A 19,464-nucleotide genomic window follows, 5' to 3' on the forward strand; every position below is an offset into this window, starting at 1 on the left:
CATAAAGACGTTGCCACATGAAGTGGCGTACTTAGTCTTTGATCTTACTACTCGAAAAATTTCCTTTGAAAATCTGTGGCATCCACCGGAGGCTTTAACTTTATTCAGTCAAGGTTTGAACCCCACTGAATTAGATACGCTTTTTGTATTCATCACCACTATAAAAGTAGTGTCTATGCTGAATAAAGTTACACTTCTAATAAATGTCCACCATCGAAAAAGTATAAATATCTTTCATTTAGTGGTTTTCTCCAAATATGTTCGATTGCCTTACTATATAATTCAAGCTGGACGCGATACCTGTCTTCTAGTTCAGGCTTTGCATTTTCAAAGCTATTAAACTTACTAGTAATGGTGTCCGTTTTATAGTCAATTAGAACAATTCCCTGTTCATCCTCAAAGATACAGTCGATAACCCCTTGGATAAGGACATTTTCTTGTTGCTCATCAGACCAATCTGCATAGGCTTCAGACGCAGGAATTGCAACACTAAAAGGTACTTCCCGTCTTACATGTTCAGCAGTCAACATACGCTGAGCAATCCCAGATTCAAAAAATCCGAGAATACTTGCTACATCAATCACATCTGCTTGCTCCTGCGTTAAAAGCTCATTATGGACCATTCGTTGAATTTGTTCACGGATGGACTCTTCACTTATAGATGCTTTAATATCAACATGCTGCATCACCATATGCATGGCTGTCCCACGTTCAGCAGGTGTTAATGATTTTTTCTGCATGAATCTTGGTCGATCCGCACTTGCAGAACGGAATCGCGGAAGAAAAGCAACATCACTATGTTCATCCATATTCTCTCGCTGTCTTTTAATTTCGGAGACAGATTGTTTTGAGCGGTTATTTGCTGCAGATGTAAATGGATATTGCCATGTTAATTGATGTTCGATTCTTTCAGAAGCATCACTACTAACTGGAATTGGTTTTCCTTCCTTCAGTGCTGCCTCCATTTGTTCATGTTTGCCTTCTTCTCCAACCTCAATCTTTTGTAGTTCTACAGCAGAGATAGTTCGAATCCCCCATTTTGTTGGGTGATTCACAATGTCTGTTGGTAGCCCGTCGACTGTTTCATCTCCCCGAAGTAATTCGGCATCTCGATGTCTAATTAATCCAGGTCCAATCCAATCTAAATAAGATTTAGCCCCAGCTCTTGTATGATCGGCAATCAGCCATTCTTTGTTTTGAAGTGTCGCTTGCCATTTACCAAGCTGCTTTTCTAAATTCTTTACAGTACCTACAAGATAAAGCTTTTCCTTTGCTCTTGTGAGAGCAACATAAAGAACACGCATTTCTTCAGAAATCAGTTCAAGATGCATTTTTTTCTTAATGGCAAGCATCGGTAAGGTTGGATACGTAATCCTAAGCGTCGGGTTCACATATTTCGTACCAAATCCAAGCTCTTTATCTAATAAATATTTTTTATTTAAATCCATCATATTAAATTGTTTCGAAAGTCCACCTACAAATACAACCGGGAATTCAAGTCCCTTACTCTTATGAATCGTCATTAGGCGAACAACATCCTCTTGTTCTCCAAGCGCTCTTGCCGTTCCTAAATCATCACCGCGGTCCTGCATTCTCTCAATGAACCGTAAGAATCGGAATAAACCTCTAAAGGAAGTCGCTTCATATTGACGAGCACGGTCGTACAGTGCACGGAGGTTTGCTTGGCGTTGTTTTCCACCTGGCATCCCCCCAACAAAATCATAAAAATATGTCTCCCGGTAAAGTTGCCAAATCAAGTCAGATAAGGAACCTGTTCTCGCTCTCGTACGCCAGTTTTCTAATTTATGATAAAATTCGGCTACCTTCCCATGTGTTGCATCATCAGAAGATGCTTCCGTTAAGAATACCTTCAATGCCTCATAATAAGGACTGTTTTTTTCATAGGTTCGAATTTTTGCCAACTCATCTGCTTCAAGTCCAACAATCGGTGAACGTAAAACAGATGCAAGTGGAATATCCTGATAAGGATTGTCGATCACCTTTAACAAAGACATCATAATGGCAACCTCTGTTGCATCAAAATAGCCTGTAGATAGGTCCGCATAAATAGGAATACCTTGTTGTTTGAACTCCTCCATAATTTGGGGAGCCCATGGCATCGAACGCATCAGAATGACAATATCACGGTACGTAATGATTCTCATCCGGTTTTCTTTACGGTCAAATACTTGGAACCCGGAAGAGATCATATCCTTGATTTGCTTTGCCATTGCTCGAGCTTCTAGTTGTGCTGTTTCAAGTTCCGCTTCATCAAAAAGAACGACTCGTTCTTCATCTTCGAAATCTTCATCTGGTTCATAGTTTTCGGCTTCTTGGCCATTTTTATCAATTAATACTAATTCAGCAGCCATTTGATCACTTTGTGGATAATCCGCACCAAGCTTTAATTCGGCATCATCGTCATATTCAATCTCACCAACTGCTTCGCCCATAATTTGTTTGAATAAAAAATTCGTTCCATCCAAGACTTCTGCACGACTACGGAAGTTCTTAGATAAATCGATTCTTAATCCTGTATTTTCACCTGATTGGGTAAACCGTTTATATTTACTCAAAAACAACATTGGTTCTGCAAGTCGGAAACGGTAAATCGACTGCTTCACGTCCCCAACCATGAACATATTCCCAGTCGATTCTCCGTCTTTTGTGACAAGCTTTAATATGGATTCCTGCACCATATTTGTATCCTGATACTCGTCAACAAAAGCTTCTTCAAACTGAATGCGGTATTCAAGGGCCGCTTCTGAAGGGACAAGATCGTCTGTTGATGTGCCTGCTTTTCGAAGGATTTCAAGACAATAATGCTCTAAATCCGAAAAGTCGACTAGCCCTTTTTCTTCTTTAACCTTTTGAAACCTATCACCAAATTCAATCACAAGCTGAACAAGCATTTCAATGGAAGGCTGCATTTCTTTTATATTGTCTAAATAGCTCTCAGGAGTTCGACTGAACAAATCCTCCCTTATTTTTTCAACAAGCTTTTTCGAGTCATCTCTTAGTTTTGTTACCTGATCCTTCAGATTTTCATCATACTCATCACCCTTGACAGGCTTCGCTCTTCCAAAAACAAGAGTTTGCATTTCATGGTAAAGGGCTGCCCATGAGTGTTTCTTTGCCTGTAGGAGTCGATTAACTTGTTCTAGATCCGCTTCAATATTTTCTGCACGAGGTGCCGGGCCTCCAGGGATTCGAATCAAATCCATTGCATGCTGTAAATTGGCTTTTGCACCCTCGAGCTGAAGCGAAATATCCGCTAGTAAATATGGAATATATGGTGTTTGATCCAATGTCTGATCATCGACTTGGTAATCCTCTACAATTTGCTTTAGCCATTCATTAGGTGTTGGATGTGCTCTTGAAAATTCATAAAGTTTCCGGATCATATTCTGTAATTCAACATCAGTTCTATCATTGGTAAAACGGTCAACTAAATCAAAGAATTTTGAGTTTTCCAGATTACTGTAGTGTTTTTCAAATAGCTCCTCCATTACCTCATCTCGTAAAAGCTCGGCTTCAGTTGAATCGGCAATTCGAAAGCCTGGGTCGATATCAATTAAATAATAAAACTTTCGAATAACTTCCAAACAGAATGAGTGAATGGTTGAGATTGAAGCACGATTAAGCAAGCTAAGCTGTCTTCTGACATGTAAAGACGCTGGATCTTCTTTTAATGCCTTTTCCAATGCTTCCCCGATTCGATTGCGCATTTCAGCTGCAGACGCATTCGTAAAAGTTACAACGAGTAAACGGTCGACATCAACTGGATGTTCCTTAGCTAATATTTTTCTGATAATCCGCTCAACGAGTACCGCGGTTTTACCTGAGCCCGCTGCAGCTGCAACTAAAATATCTTGACCACTTGAGACGATAGCTTTCCACTGGTCATCTGTCCATTGACTTCCTTCTGGTTTTGAGATGAGATTAGCCATGAATTTTTACACCTCCATTCCGAATTTTCTCGAGGATTATCTCTTTGCTTTCATTTGGTAATACACGATAGTTGTTTTCTTCTAAGCTTTGGTCAAACTGACAAACAGATTTAAACGAACAGAACGTACAAGGTGTTTTATCCTTAAGTTTATAAGGGGCAATATCAATTTCACCATTCGTAATCCGGTTTCCGGTGTTTTTAAAAACGCCTCGTACATGATTACGAAGATAACTAAGCTCTTCTTCACTCGCTACCTGTGAATTGGAATAAAAGCTTCCGTCCTTCTTGATCGCAGCAGAGACAATTTGAGAGTAACCTGTTCCAAGTGATTGGTCCATTAGACGAACAGATTCCTCTTCACCTAGTAAGAGTCCCTTCATTTTAAATCTCTTAAAAATTTCCTCTTCGATTTTATCCTCAGGCAGTACTTTATTTGAATGAATTAATGGATCATGGATATGGAAATAAAGGACACCTGCAGGTTTTGCAGTCGTGCCAATCCAATCCTTAGAGTGTGTAATAATGACATCCAAATACGTTAACATTTGAAGGGCGATCCCGTAGTATACCTCTGAAAGATTAAGTGCCTTTTGACTTGATTTATAATCGATTACTCGTAAAAGTACACCTTTTGAACTTTCTGCTTTATCAACACGGTCAATTCGACCAACAAGCTCCATCGTGCTGCCATTATCTAAATTTAAACGAATTGGCGGAAGTGGTCCCTTCTTACCAAAGCCGAGCTCAATTCCAACTGGAGCAAAGCCGCTTGCTTTTGCATGATCACTTAAAATCTTTGATGCACGGCTAATAATTTTTTGCAGCTTATGCATGATATAGTGATAGCGATTTGAACTCAATAAAATTTCCTTCTGTAACCTTGGTGCTAATTCCTCTACTGCTTTGGCAGCGAGCATGTCACATTGCTCTTTTGTTAAGTCACGCCAGTCAATTCCATTGATTCTTAAAGAGTCGGCAATCTTCTTAAGGGCCGCATGGAATAAATCACCAATATCTGGCGATTCCAAACGAAATACATTACGCTCTTTTAGCTGAAGCCCGTAGCTTGCAAAGTGAGAGAATGGACATCCCTGGAACACTTCCATTCGTGAGACACTACCTTGAATATGGTCACTATATAAGGCCTCTGTTATTTCTTTTGATAGCTTTGTCGGTTTATTTTTATAAAATAAACTACTTAATACAAGCTGACTTTTGTATTTCATTTCATCGTGGTTAGCAAAATAGTTATAGACATCCCACCATAAATCCTGAATTGGATATTTCTTTTTCCACGCCTGCAATTGGGTAGCCAAAGAGGATAAAGCGACATCGGGATTTGTGATATATTCTAGCTGCTCCGATTTGGTGAGCTCTGAAGGCTCATTCATATATAACGTTTCTTCCACATCGGGGAAAATATCCTTAAGACGCTTGATTATTGGTGATGGTATCAATGATTTTCCTTCTTCATTTGCTAACGGATAGCTAATATATAAAGCTTCCTGAGGACTCGTGAGCGCACAATAAACAAGAAAATTTTCATCTAACAATGTTTCTCTGCTTCCAGGTGCTAACTGTAGTCCTGCATTACCTAATTTTTCCCGGTCTGATTCCGAAAACACACCTTCCTCATTTGGACGGGCAGGTAGGACGCCATCATTCGCACCGATAATGAAGGTACATTTAATGTTTGAAAATCGAGAACGCTCCAAGCTTGCAACGAGCACTTGATCAATCGCAGGTGGAACAAGTGCAAATCTCATGCTTTCTAGTCCTGTTTCCAGCATATTGCTGAACAAAGTTAGCGATACTTTTTCGTCACCGATGATTTCAACATATTGATCAAGCAGCTCTAAAACAGCATTCCACACTTGATCGTTTTCCCTTGCTTCTGAAAGTCTTCCAGCAAGCTCAGCATTTAGCTTCATTTCTTCCATTTTTGCGGGAATTTCAAGATCCTCTAAATAAAGGAAGAGTGCCTCACACATCGCTCTGCCATCCTTTGCCTTTTGAAGACGTTTCCCGAGTGCAACTAAGGGTTTCACAATCATAGTACGAAGATCGTTAAGCTTGTCTTCATATTCACGTTCTTTATCTGTTTGGGGTAGGTCTGAATCCTCTAATCCCCTTATCCGCTTATACTTCCAACGCTCACCATTTGTCCATTTATAACCTTGAATCCCGTACTCAAGCACATAGTTTTCAAGCTTGTCCATATCCTCTCGAAGTGCAGCTATTTCCTCTCCAAACGGATATAACAGATCTGTCTTCACACATCGAAAAACAGACTCGTAGCGCCAATTACTGCTTACGACCTCAAGACTTGAACGTATCAATTCAATTAATGGATGATTTAACATTGAACGCTTTTGGTCAATGAAAAATGGAATGTGATAATCTGCGAAAATCGTTTCTATGATTTCATGATAATCACTCGCATTGCGAATCATAATCGCGATATCTCGATAACGATAGTTTTTATCCCTTGCTAATTTTTGAATCTCACGAGCAACCCCTTCTATTTCGGCTCGTAGATTCACCGCTTGGCCCAATGTAATGGCTGCCCGCCCATGATATGGAACAGTTGGTCTTTCATCAAAATATCTTTCTAAATGAGCTAACGACGGTTCGGAGGAATAACGATTCTGGTTTGTTAACAAAATTGTCTCCTCGACCCTAATTCCATTTTCAATGGCATATTGAAAAATAGATTGATAGGTTTTTCCAGTCATACGGAAAAGACTTAAATCATGTGGTGGAACATCATAAGCTTTATCAACAGACAAAGCAATTGTTACTTTTTTTGAGACTTTCATAAGCTGACCTACTACTTCAAGCTCTTGAGGGGTAAAGCTATGGAAGCCATCAATTAATATTTCTGCTTCATTTATATAGGAAGATTGAGGAATTTTTTCTGCTAATAGTCGTAAATAATCCTCGGAATCGATGTATTTCTCAAATAGATGTTTTTCTAATTCATCATATAAAAGCTGTAGGTCATGTAATTTATCGGAAAGTACCTTGTTTTCTGATGCAATGGTTTGCTTTTGTTCTTCTAGGATTTCAGGAGTAACACAATACCGTTTAAACTCTGCGACCATTTCCTCCATTTGAGTAATAAACCCATTTTTATCGGCTGCTCGAGAAAAGACCTTGAGATCCTGTTTTTTGGAATCAATGATTTTGCGAAGAAGCATATTCACCCCAACATTATTCACATGATAGCGGCTCATCCCCCCTGTTTCCTGCAGAACTCGCCATGCCAAACGTGTAAAACTGAATACTTGGGCTCGCATCATTCCACCAATTCCAGGAGTACTGATTAAATCATATTCAGATTGGAATGTCATTTGGTCCGGAACTAAATACACAATCGGAGAACCTGTTGGGTCTTCAAGAAGCTTTGTCCGTATAGCTTCAAGACATGTGTATGATTTCCCAGTACCAGCACGTCCCAATATAAATTGAAGTGACATATTGTAACCTCCTTCAGAGAGTAAAATTGCGTTCATTCTTATCCTCTAATTGTATCAAAAAATTTGTCGAACAGGGGAGACTTAAGCAATCCAAATTCTAGAATTAGATAAAATTTTACGGCAAAAAGGGTATCACATTTAGACAGTGATACCCTTTTTACTATTTACTCGTTCCATTACTACCTGAGCAAAGCGCTCAAACCGATGTTCATCGATATGTTGTGGCATTAATTCAATTTTTAAAGTTGCTGCTAAGTTTGATTGCACATAAAGCATATCGCGAAATTCATCAACAGCCCCACAAAAATGGGGATAGCATTGGTCCCCAGTACCAAAAACCCCTGTTACAATATCCTTTGTGGGATTTTTCTCGAATGCACGATAAAGCGGAATCATTTCTTGAGGAATATCTCCATTTCCCCATGTATAGGTCCCGATAATTATGACATCAAATGATTCCAATTTATAAAAAGGAAAATATTCGACCTGAAAAACATAGCAATGACTCGAGTATCTTTTCATATAACTGTTGACGATTCTAGTTGTCTCCTCTGTATTCCCTGTAATCGATGTATACACAATTGCAACTTTCATACTTATAGCTCATCAAACCCATTAGATTGGGATACCTTTGTATAAGTTCGTGATTTTTGTTCGAAGAAGTCAGATTTAGTATCATTCATCATTTCATCACTAAACACCTGAATCCATGGCATTGGGTTCTCCTTCTCCTCATATAAATTTTGGAACCCAAGCTGACGAAGCCTTTTGTTTGCAAGATATTCTACATATTCTTCAAATTCCCGTAGATCAATTCCATCAATATCTTTTAAAATATAGCGTGCCCACTCTTTTTCAAGTTCAACAGCCTGCCCTATTGCCTTATAGACGTAATCCTTGTTTTCATTGGTATTTAGCTCAGGATTCTCTGATAAAAGGATTCGTACAAATTGAGCAATGAAATACGCATGCTGCATCTCATCTCTTTGTATATAGCTAATCATTGTACTCGTCTTCAGCATTTTTTGTTGTCTGGCAAGATTATAGAAAAAGGCAAAGCCTGCATAAAAATAGATACCTTCCAAATTAATTGAATTAATCGCAAGCTTAAATAAATTTTCTGGATTCGGTCGTTCCCTAAATCCCTCGTAAGCTTTAAGAATTACCTGATTTCGTTTTTGAACAATCGGGTCTTCTTTTGCCTGACTAAACCGTTCCTTTTGTTCATGCAATGGGACAAGTGAACTCAATATATAGGAATACGACTCATTATGAACGGCTTCTTGCTGTGAAATAACCGCGAAAATCGCCTTAAAACTAGAATCCGTCACATAGTCCATTACCTGGTTCATTGTAGGTGTTTGCAAACTATCCAAAGATGCGAGTTGAGTGTTTATTCGTAAAAACACATCCTTATCAGTATCACTTAAATGATCCCATTGTTTGATGTCATCCTGCATATTAATTTCTTGTGCTTTCCAAAAATTCGAAAGCAAGGTTTGATACAAAGTATACATTTGTGGATAGGCAATATCATTCCAATTCAATAATCCCGAGGTTTCCCCGTTAATGATTCCTGTTGATTTATTTGGAAACTCCGGATTAAATAATTTAATTTTTGTTAATGTCTGATTTATGATCATTGGTTCGGTTCCCCCTTAACTATGGCATAGTTCACATTCTTCAATTTCAGCTTGGGAAGTACTTCTAACATAATAAGTTGTTTTTAACCCTTGCCTCCAAGCCTCCAAATGGAGCTGCAAGAGATCCTTCGCTTTAATATCATGTCTTACATACAAATTAAAGCTAATCCCCTGGTCGATATGACGCTGACGTGCTGCATTTTGTCTAATACTCCAAATTTGATCAACTTCATGTCTTGCTTTTCGGTAAAATTCATAGGTTCTATGGTTGATATCCGGTGCGGTTACTTTAAATTTAAAATTCTTTTTCTCCTCCGCATACTCGGCCGCATAAATTGGGTCAATTCCATCAGTCGAGCCACCAATTTTAGCCGTCGATGAATTAGGTGCTACCGCCATGAGCCAGCCATTGCGCATTCCGTGTTGAGTCACCTTTTCTTGAAGCTTGTTCCATCGTTCAGATGTATAGTTTCTGCGGTTAAAATAAGCTCCCGTTTCCCACTCAGAGCCTTTAAATTTCGGGTAAGTACCTTTTTCATTCGCTAGCTCCATAGAGGATTGAATCGTGTAATACGCAATATCCTCGTAGAGCATATCAGCGAATTGAACTGCCTCATCTGATTCCCAGTAAATCCCCTTAAGTGCTAAAAGATGATGCCACCCAAATGTTCCTAATCCAACCGCGCGAAACTTTTTATTTGTGATATCGGCTTGTTTGACCGAAATGGTATTTAAATCAACGACATTATCGAGCATCCTTACCTGGATTCGAATTAATCTTTCAAGGACATCTTCCTGGACCGCTCTTGGTAGATTAATAGATGAAAGATTACAAACCACAAAATCACCCGGTTTACGTATGATCACAATATTTCCTTCATCATCCACATATTCCTTTGTAATAGCTGTCGCTGACATGTTTTGGGCAATTTCAGTACATAAATTACTACAGAAAATCGCTGTTCGTCCTTTTCCTAGAAGATGCTTATTTGGATTTTTGCGGTTTACTTCATCTCGGTAGAACATGTATGGTGTCCCGGTTTCCAACTGTGCAATCATGATTCGCGCCATAACATCCATTGCTCGATAAGATTTACGCGGTAAAAATGGATGATTGACGGCTTCTAAATATTTTTGAGTGAAGTGTTTTTCATCTTCTTCATCATAAAAATCTTCAAGACCCAATGGATTCCCGTTCTCATCCTTCCATCCCATGATTTGTTTTACTTCATGTGGACAAAAGGTATGCCACTCTCCAATGCTTCTTCCATCTTCGTCTACCTCTTGAAGCTTTTTCATAAATAGATCTGGAACGGAGACCCCTGTAAAAATATCATGAGCCTTCCGGCGTTCGTCTCCATTATTCGTTTTCAAGTCGAGGAAACCATTCATTACATCTTTATGGAATAAATCCAGATAAATTGCAATGGCTCCTTGACGTTGTCCCAATTGGTCAACACTGACTGCTGTATCATTGATGAGTCGAATCCATGGAACAATTCCAGAGGAATTCCCTTTGAATTTTTTAATATCTGAGCCTAACGCGCGGACCTTACCATAATAAACGCCGATTCCGCCCCCATCCTTTGACAATCTCGCAATATCCCAATTATTTAAATAGATGCCATCAAGAGAATCTTCCACTGTATCAATAAAACAAGAGGATAATTGGCCAAAGCTTTTACCCGCATTTGATAAAGTTGGTGTCGCCACTGTCATATACAAATTACTTAATGCCCAATAGGCTTCCTTGACGTACTCGAGCCGAACATCTTTCTTCTCGTGTTGCATTAATGTCATGGCGATTATCATGAAGCGTTCCTGTGGAAGTTCATAAATATTACGCTCATAATCTCTGGCAAGATAGCGGTCTGCCAGTAAAAATAAACCAATGTATGTAAATAGATAATCTTTAGAAGGGTCTATGACCTTTTCAAGTTCAAAAATCTCATCTTTTGAATAGGAGTTTACTATTTCTTTCGAATAAATTCCTTTGTATGCTAGTTCTTCGATTAAGTCATAAAAACGTCCGTATTTTAGGGCACTATTATATTTACGACTACTTGCTGCTTTTTCATAAAGCTCATTTAAATAAAGATGAGCTGCTAGATAGGTCCAGTTTGGTTGATCCATGGCAATTTTGTTTAAGGAATAAAATAGAGCATGTTGGTTCGCTTCAAATGTAGAGAAATCCATTCCTTGCAATCTATGTCTTATTTCAGTTGTGTCAAGCTGATAGGTTCTTTCCGCATGCTTAAGCGACTGCAGCACTGAATCCAATTCCCCATGTGTTGTAATATTCATTTATTTCTCTCCTTTTATTTTTTCTGCTAAACATAAAAATCCGCTCAGGTCGAATTGAGCGGATGAAACGATAACATCAAGAGAGCAGAAATAAAGAGCCTCACCTGTCGCCACCGTTTCATCTTCCCAATCCCCGAGGAAGGTGAAACTACTTAAGAAAAGACAGGTCTCCTGACTTATGCGTCATTCTACTTTGAACCCTTCCCATATAAGTACCTACTTGAAGTTAGCTTATACAGTGGCCTGTTCATTTCGTCAGCATTTACAGTTGCGGGGGCAGTTCTGGATTTTCACCAGATTCCCTTTTAAGCCGTACGGCATCTTTTTCCCAAGGCAAACACAATATGTAGTTGTTAAAAATAAAATTCTATCAATATATGCTGTAAGATTTATAATAAATGACTACTCGACTTTTAGCAAGACAAATTTTGACAATTATTTCTCAAGAAATAAATATCTCGAATTCATTGTGGTATGGGAAAAAAATATTCAATCATGTATGATTAACTTAAGTATTAGAAAACAAATGTAGGGCATTTTGTAAATTTAAAAGGGAGTGTATTGTGTATGAAAGGACAAGCAACACCGTATTTAATGTTTAATGGGAATGCTAAAGAAGCTTTGGAATATTATAAGGAAATATTTGATGGTGAAATTTTGGATGTTCAAACATATGCTAAGGCAGGCTATGAGAATCAGGACTGGGCTAATGACAGACTCATTCATGGTAAATTTAAAAAGAATGACTTCTTATTAATGGTATCAGATGACTCTCCAGACCAAACTGTAACGTTTGGAAACAATATCTCTTTAGTTCTTGAATTTGAAAGCGAAGAAGAAATCACTAAAACTTTTAATGATTTAAAGGAACAAGGCACTGTATTCATGGAATTGCAGGACACCTTCTGGGGTGCTAAATATGCAAAGGTAAAGGATCATTTCGGCATAATTTGGGACCTAAACTTTGAAAAAAAATAAGTTAGTGAATCCCCCCATTTGAAATCACCTGGGGGGATCGATTTTACTTTTTCCATTCATGCCTTAAAAGACCATAGAAATACATATCAAACCGCTTTCCATCTCGCTCAAGGAACTCCCTAGAAGTCCCTTCCCTAACAAAGCCCAGTTTTTCATATAAGGCAATTGCCCTTTCATTGTATTGAAATACGGTCAATTGGATTCTGTGCAGGTTTAACTCCTGAAACGCAAAATCTAAAACAAGCTGCATTGCTTCATACCCAAGACCCCGTTTTCTGTTGCCATCACCACCGATCGCGATTGCGAGCCATGCATTTCGATGTGGCCAAATAATACTATCAATATCAACAAAGCCAACTAATTTTTCAGTTGCACTCTCTTTAATTCCAAAAACAAATGCTTTCTCATTTTTCTGTTCGACCCATTCTTTGAAATCAGACGGATGTTTTGGAAAGGATGGCAAAGTATCTAAATTTCTTAGAAACTCCTGATCTTCATACCAACTTACAATTGTAGGAACATCCTCATCCTTAAATCTTACAAGTTGAACTCTTTTTCCTTTTAGAAGATTATACGTAATCACTTGAACTACTCCCTTATTTTTTCTAATTAAAGTAATTCAACTTTTTATCTAAAATCCCTTTAGCAATCTATTTTCCTTCAAAAAATAAATAAACAAGACCACGTTTTCGGGCCTTGCTTATCCAACTAAATCTTTGTATGTTTTTTGCAATTGGTTTTTATCCATCTTTCCAACATGTGTTTTTGGTATGTCCTCTACATAGATAAACTCTTTTGGAACTTTGTATTTACCGATTTTTGCTTGACAGTACTCTTTTAGCTCCAACTTTGAGACATGGTGGTCCGGCATCAAGGAAACTACAGCAATCACCATTTCTCCCCATTTTTGATGAGGCACACCAATAACGGCAACCTCATTAATAGCAGGATGCTTACTAATGCATTGTTCCACCTCTAATGGGTAGACATTTTCCCCGCCAGTAATGATCATTTCTTTCTTTCGACCAACAATATAGTGATAGCCTTCCTCATCACATCTTGCTAAATCTCCGGTATGAAGCCAGCCATCATGGTATGCTTCCTTTGTCGCTTTTGGATTATTCCAGTAATGATGGAATACATGCTTTCCACGAATTAAAAGCTCTCCTACTTCCCCAGCCTTAGCATCTCTTCCATCTGAAGCAATGATTTTCACATCATTATAAAACATCGCCTTACCAACAGACCCTCTCCGAAATCTTGATATCTTGGGATCGATAAAGAAATTGTTTGGACCAGCCTCGGTTAGGCCATATCCTTCTTTAAAAGACAAACCCTTTTCTTCAAACGCTTGGTAAATTTCTAACGGACATGGTGCTCCCCCTGATAAGAATGTATGCATTGTTGGAAACTTTACATCTTTAAAGGATGAAGTGTTAACCATCATGTGATACATCGTTGGAACAAGTAAAACGACTGTACATCCCTCTTGATTGATAATCTCAATTGCTCGATTAGGCTCAAAGTTTTTAGCTATTACAACTTTGCCCCCCATCATTAAAATTGGAATTGATAAGGCATTAAGCCCACCGGTATGGAACATCGGCATATATGTCGAAGTCACATCTTTCGCTGTCAAATTCCAGCTCACGATAGTATTTAACCCATTCCACATCATGGATTGATGGGAAAGGACCACTCCCTTTGGTTTACCTGTTGTTCCGCCTGTATAAATGATTGCTAATGGGTCATCTTCTTGGATAAATTCCACTTGAACATAAGAGTTACTAGATTCATTCGCAATTCGATGATACTCTTCTGAATCAATTTTCACTATTTTCCTAGATGTTTTATCCTGCAATAAACGCTCCAAATTACTTGATAATGCAATTATCCTTGGTGATGAATTTGAAAGGATATAATCTATTTCCTCACTTGATAAACGCCAATTTAGCGGTACAAAGATTGCTCCAATTTTTCCACAGGCAAAAAGCAGATCGAAATAACAAATATCATTTGGAGATAGTAGTGCTATCCGATCTCCCTTATTGATTCCGATTGTTTTGAAATAGGAGGCGATATTTTCCGCTCGTTTATTTAATTCTTGAAAAGTAAAACGGATGCCCGTTTCCCCGTCTACAACAGCAATCGAATCAGGTGATAGTCGAGCCCGATTTGCGATCCAATCCAGTTCCCACCTCACAACTATCTCTCCTTACGTCATCTTAATTCTATTCTTACTATAGAAGACAGGAGTTACATGGAAGTTACATAATCAGATTTGATGTGAGGATTGGTTTATGAATATAAATCTAGGTTTAGGTAAAAAAAATCAGGAGCTGCAAAATCAGCTCCTAATCGAATTACATCATTATTCCACCATCAACATGTAAGGTTGTTCCGTTCACGTAATCTGATTCATCGGATGATAAAAATAGGTATGCGTTCGCAATGTCTGAAGGCTTCCCTAGTCTTTGCAGAGGAATCATTTGTTTCATTTGATTGATCACCTTTTCGGGTACTGCTGCAACCATCCCGGTTTCAATAAATCCTGGGACAACTGCATTTACATTTATCCCTTTTCTTCCGAGTTCTTTAGCCCACGTTTTCGTCATTCCGACTACCGCTGCCTTCGAAGCCGCATAATTGGTTTGACCAACATTCCCATATACACCAGTTACAGATGATGTACTAACGATTTTTCCTTTTCCGTTCGAAATCATATGCGGCACGACAGCTTGGGTAAAATTAAAGACACCTGTTAAGTTTACGTCAATAACTTTTTGAAAATCCTCTTGAGAAAGCTTCGTCAGCATCGCATCGCGAGTAATCCCTGCATTATTTATTAATATATCAATCTTTCCAAATCGCTCCATAACAGCGGAAACTGTTTTATCAACACTCACTCTGCTTGCTACATCAACTTGAAAAAATTCAACATCTGCACCTTGCTCTTTCAGTTCTTTTGCTCTTTCAGCACCTGTAGTGTCATAGTCTGCTAATGCTACTTTCGCACCTTCACGTACAAATGTAATAGCTGCTTCTAGGCCAAGTCCATTTGCAGCTCCAGTGATGATTGCCACCTTATCCCTTAATCTCATTTTGCTGGCTCCTTTTGCTTCATAAATTTATGCATTTCACTTAACAACAAATCCAGGTTATCGATCAACGGAGAATGTCCACAGTCCTCTAGTTCAACAAAAGTGGCGTTCTCTCCTAAATCCTCCATAATTTCAGTTGCCATATTTTCTAAAACAACATAATCCCGATCCCCACGCAATACCAAGACTGGGATATTAATATCATCAACCTGACCAGTTCCTTCTGTTAACCCATTATGAAGATGGCTTATATTAAACGTATTTAATGAATAATAAACATCAGCAAGATTTCGTTGCGTTATCATATCGTCAAGATACTCGTCGTAATGAGCTTCTTCCGGTTGAATTTTTGTGTATATGGCAGCATTCCAGATTGCTTTTAATGTCTCTTTATCTCGATTGTCATAGGCGGTTTGAATTGGGATCGTACGTGCTAAATCTTTTTGAATATCATCCATCGTCATCAATCGATTTGAAAAATCCATCTGTCCATCGGCACCTAAGCCAAAGAACGGATAACCTCTTGTTGATGCTGATGCCACTAACACTAGTTTTGAACAAAGACCCGGATGGTCAGCAACAAACTGCATTCCTACAGCTCCACCTGTTGACCAACCGGCTATTATAAAATCAGTTAAGCCTAATTCGTCAACAAATAGTTTAATATCATCCGAGAAATCCTTAATAGATTGCACTCGTTTGTGATATGTTGAAATACCATAGCCTCTCATGTCAACCGCATATACCTTGTAACCGCTGTCAAGATTATCAATCACAACATCCCAATGTTTCGATGAAGACATGTTCCCATGAATGAGAAGAACTATTTTTTCTCCCCCTTCACGTTCCCTGTAGCCAAGTGTTTCTCCATTTGCAAGATTAACCGTTTTTAGTTCAATTGCTGACATTAACAATCCCCCCATTTTATTGCAGTGGCACCCCACGCATATCCTATACCAGCACTTACTAAAACAACAAGATCCCCTTCTTTTATTTTACCGTTTTTTTCCGCTAATTCCAAAGAAAGTATCTGATCAATTTGACCAATATGGCCGTATTCATTAAGATAAATGGATTGTTCCTGCGAAAGTCCTAACTCATTAAGTACATAATCATGGGCTGATTTTTTCATGTGGAGAATACCTAAATAGTCAATGTCTGCTTCGGTATACCCACTTTTTTTAACTGCCTCCCGAATCACCTTAAGAAAATTTTGCATCGACTTTTCTTCTAGCCGCTGTTTCATCCCTTCAGGATCAAGAACATCGAGCATATTTAATTTTTGGTCAATCGCTTCCTTTGTTATCGGGTTCTTAGTTCCTCCTGCAACCACAACGACATCTTCAGAAAATGCGCCATCTGTTATCAATTGACTTTCAAGGATATGATTTTTCGTTATCCCTTTTTGTAACAAAATAGCGCCGCCACCGGCACCTAAATTATACATAAAGCGAGTTCTAGGATTCTCGTAATCAATAAAATCCACATTTCGATAGCCACCCGCTAGTAATACCGTGTTTATGGAGTCATCTGATCTCATCATATCTTTTGCAACCTTTAAAGCCATTATTGTTGTACCACAGCGCATGGCAACATCATATCCCCATGCATTCTGTGCACCGAGTTCCTGTTGCATTTTAATTGCAGCTGTCCATAATGGATATTCCTTATGTTCTTCACCAATATAAATGATTAAATCAATGTCTAGCGGATCGATTTTTGCTTTGTTAATTGCTTCTTTTGCTGCCTTTATTCCCATTTCGCAAGTATGGTCACCAGGTCCAGGAATTGGCTTTTTCAAAATTCCTAGCTTTTTTTCAACGATTTCCTTTGGAATCCCACTCTTTGTTGAAATGTCTTCCGAAGTAAAAATATCTTTTGGAATGTATATCCCCGTACTTAAAATTCCAACTGATTGCAAAGTCGGTCACTCCTCTATTACACGTTTCATAAACTGAACGGCATCATCTAAATCTGTCACAACTACTTCATCTTCCCCCTGTACATGGCTAACCTTTATACGCCATTGCTTTTTCATTGTCTTGTTATCTACATCAACCAGTGCACAACGGACAACGAAAGAAGTAATGGTTTGATTATCGTTCATGGTCCTCTCTCCTTAGCCAGCTATTTTTTCTTTTTTCGCAGTTTCCGTTTTATTCGTCCCTTTTCTTTTATAAACCCATGACTTAACAGTTCCAACGATTCCCATTGGGAAGAACATAACGGCTAATATATATAAAATGCCAAAGAAGATCATCCATCTCTCAAAAATCCAGTGAACCTTTGCCAGTCCCGTTAGCCAGTGGTGAGCAAATTCGATAAGACCTGCTCCTATGATAGCACCGACTAGCGTTCCGACCCCACCAATAATCGTCATAAGAAGTGCATCAAGGGTCACATCGAGGGTAAATACCGATGTATTTACAAATCGTAGTGTTAATACATACATTGAGCCAGAAACGCTTGCGATTACCCCTGCTACAATACTCGCGATGATTTTGTAATGAATGACATTATAACCAAGTGACTCTGTTCGGGGTTCATTTTCACGAATGGCCTGGAGAACCCTTCCTAGAGGGGATTCCGTGAATCTTTTTAACACTAAAAACACGAGAATCATAAGGATCAATGTAACAAAGTAAAGAGTCATTCGGTCTTTTAATAGATCAGGTGTACGGAAGGTAAATCCGTCATTGCCTCGTGTTAATGACCTCCATTTCTCCGCGGCAACTAAAAACAAACCTGAAAATGCTAATGTTAGCATGGCATAGAAGTGGCTCTTTAACCGTAGTGAGAGCAGGCCAACAAGATAACTTAAAATGGCAGCAAGTATCATTCCAACTAAAATTGAAAGGATAAATACCATTAATGTTGGTTCAAATCGTTTCATAAGAATACCTGTCGAATAGGCGCCGATTCCAAAAAACATCGCATGCCCGAAAGAAACAATTCCTGTAAAACCTAGTAAAATATCATAGCTCATAGCAAAGACAGCAAAGATAAAAATTTGTGTAAACAAAATTAAAATACTTCTTGTATCATTAATAAACGGATAGCAGAGAAGAAATACTGCTGCCGCAATGTATATGATGTTCGCTTTTGAAGAATTAGTAAGAAGCTTCATTTCCTCACCCCTTTGCCCCAAATAATCCTTGTGGTCTAAAAATTAATACAACAGCCATCAACAGCATATTAACTGCTAGTGATAAATCAGGGACATAATATGCCATGAAAGCACCCGAAAGCCCAACTAAAATCGCTGCGAATAGTGACCCTGTAATACTTCCCATTCCACCAATGACAACAACAATAAATGCGAGAATTGCGAATTCCATTCCCATCTCCGCATAAATTTGCCCGGAATATGGTCCAAGTAATACGCCACCAAGTGCGGCCATTGCTGCACCCACCATAAAAACAAGCATAAAAATCTTTTTTATATTGATGCCCAGCGATTGGACCATTTCCTTGTTAATTACACCGGCCCGAACAATTAAACCGATCTTTGTATTTTTTAGAATGTAATAAATAAGGAAGAAAACTAAGAACCCAACTAAAATGATAAACAAGCGATACTTGATAATAATAACTCCACCAAACTCCCAGCTCCCACTTAAATAGGAAGGGGTTTTTGCACTTAATTGGTTTGGTCCCCAAACGACCTTTAGCATTTCAGAAAGGACAATCATTACCCCAAGTGTTATTAAAATTTGTTGGATATGATTTCCGTAAACCGGGGTGACGATGAATTTTTCCATTAGTAGGCCTAAGATTAGACCGGTAATAAGTGCTGTAATAATTCCAACGATGAAACTGCCAGTTTGCCCATAAGACCAAACACCAGCATATGCTCCCCAGGCAAATAAACCACCATGAGCAAAATTCAAGACATCCATAAGTCCAAAAATTAAGGTTAACCCTGCTGCAAGTAGGAAAATCAACATGCCTGTAGCAAGTCCATTGATTGTTAAATTTATGATTGCATCCACCATTTCTCCTCCTCT

The 19,464-nt window shown here is 38.6% G+C and carries 14 protein-coding genes and 1 riboswitch; of the genes, 1 reads left to right on the forward strand and 13 read right to left on the reverse strand.

The annotated features are described in order from the left end of the window. Positions 1–188 precede the first annotated feature (188 nt). The 5 genes from addA to V7147_RS04720 all read right to left on the reverse strand — a co-directional run bounded on the left by addA (position 189) and on the right by V7147_RS04720 (position 11,378). On the reverse strand, positions 189–3,950 hold the full coding sequence (addA, locus tag V7147_RS04700) for a helicase-exonuclease AddAB subunit AddA (RefSeq protein WP_335366705.1): 3,762 nt from the start codon (positions 3,948–3,950) through the stop codon (positions 189–191). Further along, positions 3,943–7,431, reverse strand: a complete 3,489-nt coding sequence (gene addB, locus V7147_RS04705) for a helicase-exonuclease AddAB subunit AddB (RefSeq protein WP_335366706.1) — start codon at positions 7,429–7,431, stop codon at positions 3,943–3,945. The genes addA and addB overlap by 8 nt, the downstream gene beginning before the upstream one ends. A gap of 138 nt (positions 7,432–7,569) precedes the next feature. Beyond that, on the reverse strand, positions 7,570–8,025 hold the full coding sequence (locus V7147_RS04710) for a flavodoxin domain-containing protein (protein ID WP_335366707.1): 456 nt from the start codon (positions 8,023–8,025) through the stop codon (positions 7,570–7,572). A gap of 2 nt (positions 8,026–8,027) precedes the next feature. Next, the gene (locus V7147_RS04715) at positions 8,028–9,074 is read right to left on the reverse strand and encodes a ribonucleotide-diphosphate reductase subunit beta (RefSeq protein ID WP_335366708.1); all 1,047 of its coding nucleotides are present in this window, start codon (positions 9,072–9,074) and stop codon (positions 8,028–8,030) included. 15 nt (positions 9,075–9,089) lie between these two features. Continuing rightward, positions 9,090–11,378: a ribonucleoside-diphosphate reductase subunit alpha gene (locus V7147_RS04720; RefSeq protein ID WP_335366709.1), complete on the reverse strand. Its 2,289-nt coding sequence runs from the start codon at positions 11,376–11,378 to the stop codon at positions 9,090–9,092. Positions 11,379–11,522: 144 nt separating this feature from the next. Continuing rightward, positions 11,523–11,718, reverse strand: a riboswitch (cobalamin riboswitch). Between the two features lie 227 nt (positions 11,719–11,945). Here V7147_RS04720 and V7147_RS04725 point away from each other — a divergent pair. Next, the gene (locus V7147_RS04725) at positions 11,946–12,356 is read left to right on the forward strand and encodes a VOC family protein (protein ID WP_335366710.1); all 411 of its coding nucleotides are present in this window, start codon (positions 11,946–11,948) and stop codon (positions 12,354–12,356) included. A gap of 43 nt (positions 12,357–12,399) precedes the next feature. Here the strand turns inward: V7147_RS04725 and V7147_RS04730 are convergent, their stop codons facing one another. From V7147_RS04730 to V7147_RS04765, 8 genes are all read right to left on the reverse strand, one after another. Further along, complete coding sequence (locus V7147_RS04730; protein ID WP_335366711.1) at positions 12,400–12,939, reverse strand: GNAT family N-acetyltransferase; 540 nt, start codon at positions 12,937–12,939, stop codon at positions 12,400–12,402. A gap of 117 nt (positions 12,940–13,056) precedes the next feature. After that, on the reverse strand, positions 13,057–14,559 hold the full coding sequence (locus V7147_RS04735; RefSeq protein ID WP_335366712.1) for an acyl-CoA synthetase: 1,503 nt from the start codon (positions 14,557–14,559) through the stop codon (positions 13,057–13,059). A 160-nt stretch (positions 14,560–14,719) separates the two neighbouring features. After that, a complete protein-coding gene (fabG, locus tag V7147_RS04740; protein ID WP_335366713.1) occupies positions 14,720–15,457 on the reverse strand; it encodes a 3-oxoacyl-ACP reductase FabG in 738 nt (245 codons plus the stop codon). Further along, a complete protein-coding gene (gene phaZ / locus V7147_RS04745) occupies positions 15,454–16,365 on the reverse strand; it encodes an intracellular short-chain-length polyhydroxyalkanoate depolymerase (RefSeq protein WP_335366714.1) in 912 nt (303 codons plus the stop codon). Before phaZ ends, fabG begins: the two co-directional genes overlap by 4 nt. Further along, positions 16,365–17,378: a 3-oxoacyl-ACP synthase gene (locus V7147_RS04750; protein ID WP_335366715.1), complete on the reverse strand. Its 1,014-nt coding sequence runs from the start codon at positions 17,376–17,378 to the stop codon at positions 16,365–16,367. The genes phaZ and V7147_RS04750 overlap by 1 nt, the downstream gene beginning before the upstream one ends. A 6-nt stretch (positions 17,379–17,384) precedes the next feature. Further along, complete coding sequence (locus V7147_RS04755) at positions 17,385–17,564, reverse strand: hypothetical protein (protein ID WP_335366716.1); 180 nt, start codon at positions 17,562–17,564, stop codon at positions 17,385–17,387. A 12-nt stretch (positions 17,565–17,576) separates the two neighbouring features. Next, positions 17,577–18,584: a branched-chain amino acid ABC transporter permease gene (locus V7147_RS04760; protein WP_335366717.1), complete on the reverse strand. Its 1,008-nt coding sequence runs from the start codon at positions 18,582–18,584 to the stop codon at positions 17,577–17,579. A gap of 4 nt (positions 18,585–18,588) precedes the next feature. Then, positions 18,589–19,452 carry a branched-chain amino acid ABC transporter permease gene (locus V7147_RS04765; RefSeq protein WP_438824545.1) on the reverse strand — a complete coding sequence of 288 codons (864 nt, stop codon included), beginning with the start codon at positions 19,450–19,452 and terminating at the stop codon, positions 18,589–18,591. Between the last annotated feature and the right edge of the window lie 12 nt (positions 19,453–19,464).

The sequence above is a fragment of the Bacillus sp. JJ1521 genome, assembly GCF_036965165.1.
Classification (GTDB): Bacteria; Bacillota; Bacilli; order Bacillales; family Bacillaceae_L; genus Ferdinandcohnia.

What these genes read in the sequence shown, in the direction of transcription:
- V7147_RS04765 (WP_438824545.1), bottom strand. Translation starts at nt 19,452, where the DNA reads ATGGTGGATGCAATCATAAATTTAACAATCAATGGACTTGCTACAGGC.
- V7147_RS04720 (WP_335366709.1), bottom strand. Translation starts at nt 11,378, where the DNA reads ATGAATATTACAACACATGGGGAATTGGATTCAGTGCTGCAGTCGCTT.
- V7147_RS04715 (WP_335366708.1), bottom strand. Translation starts at nt 9,074, where the DNA reads ATGATCATAAATCAGACATTAACAAAAATTAAATTATTTAATCCGGAG.
- phaZ (WP_335366714.1), bottom strand. Translation starts at nt 16,365, where the DNA reads ATGTCAGCAATTGAACTAAAAACGGTTAATCTTGCAAATGGAGAAACA.
- V7147_RS04760 (WP_335366717.1), bottom strand. Translation starts at nt 18,584, where the DNA reads ATGAAGCTTCTTACTAATTCTTCAAAAGCGAACATCATATACATTGCG.
- addA (WP_335366705.1), bottom strand. Translation starts at nt 3,950, where the DNA reads ATGGCTAATCTCATCTCAAAACCAGAAGGAAGTCAATGGACAGATGAC.
- V7147_RS04755 (WP_335366716.1), bottom strand. Translation starts at nt 17,564, where the DNA reads ATGAACGATAATCAAACCATTACTTCTTTCGTTGTCCGTTGTGCACTG.
- V7147_RS04725 (WP_335366710.1), top strand. Translation starts at nt 11,946, where the DNA reads ATGAAAGGACAAGCAACACCGTATTTAATGTTTAATGGGAATGCTAAA.
- fabG (WP_335366713.1), bottom strand. Translation starts at nt 15,457, where the DNA reads ATGAGATTAAGGGATAAGGTGGCAATCATCACTGGAGCTGCAAATGGA.
- addB (WP_335366706.1), bottom strand. Translation starts at nt 7,431, where the DNA reads ATGTCACTTCAATTTATATTGGGACGTGCTGGTACTGGGAAATCATAC.
- V7147_RS04710 (WP_335366707.1), bottom strand. Translation starts at nt 8,025, where the DNA reads ATGAAAGTTGCAATTGTGTATACATCGATTACAGGGAATACAGAGGAG.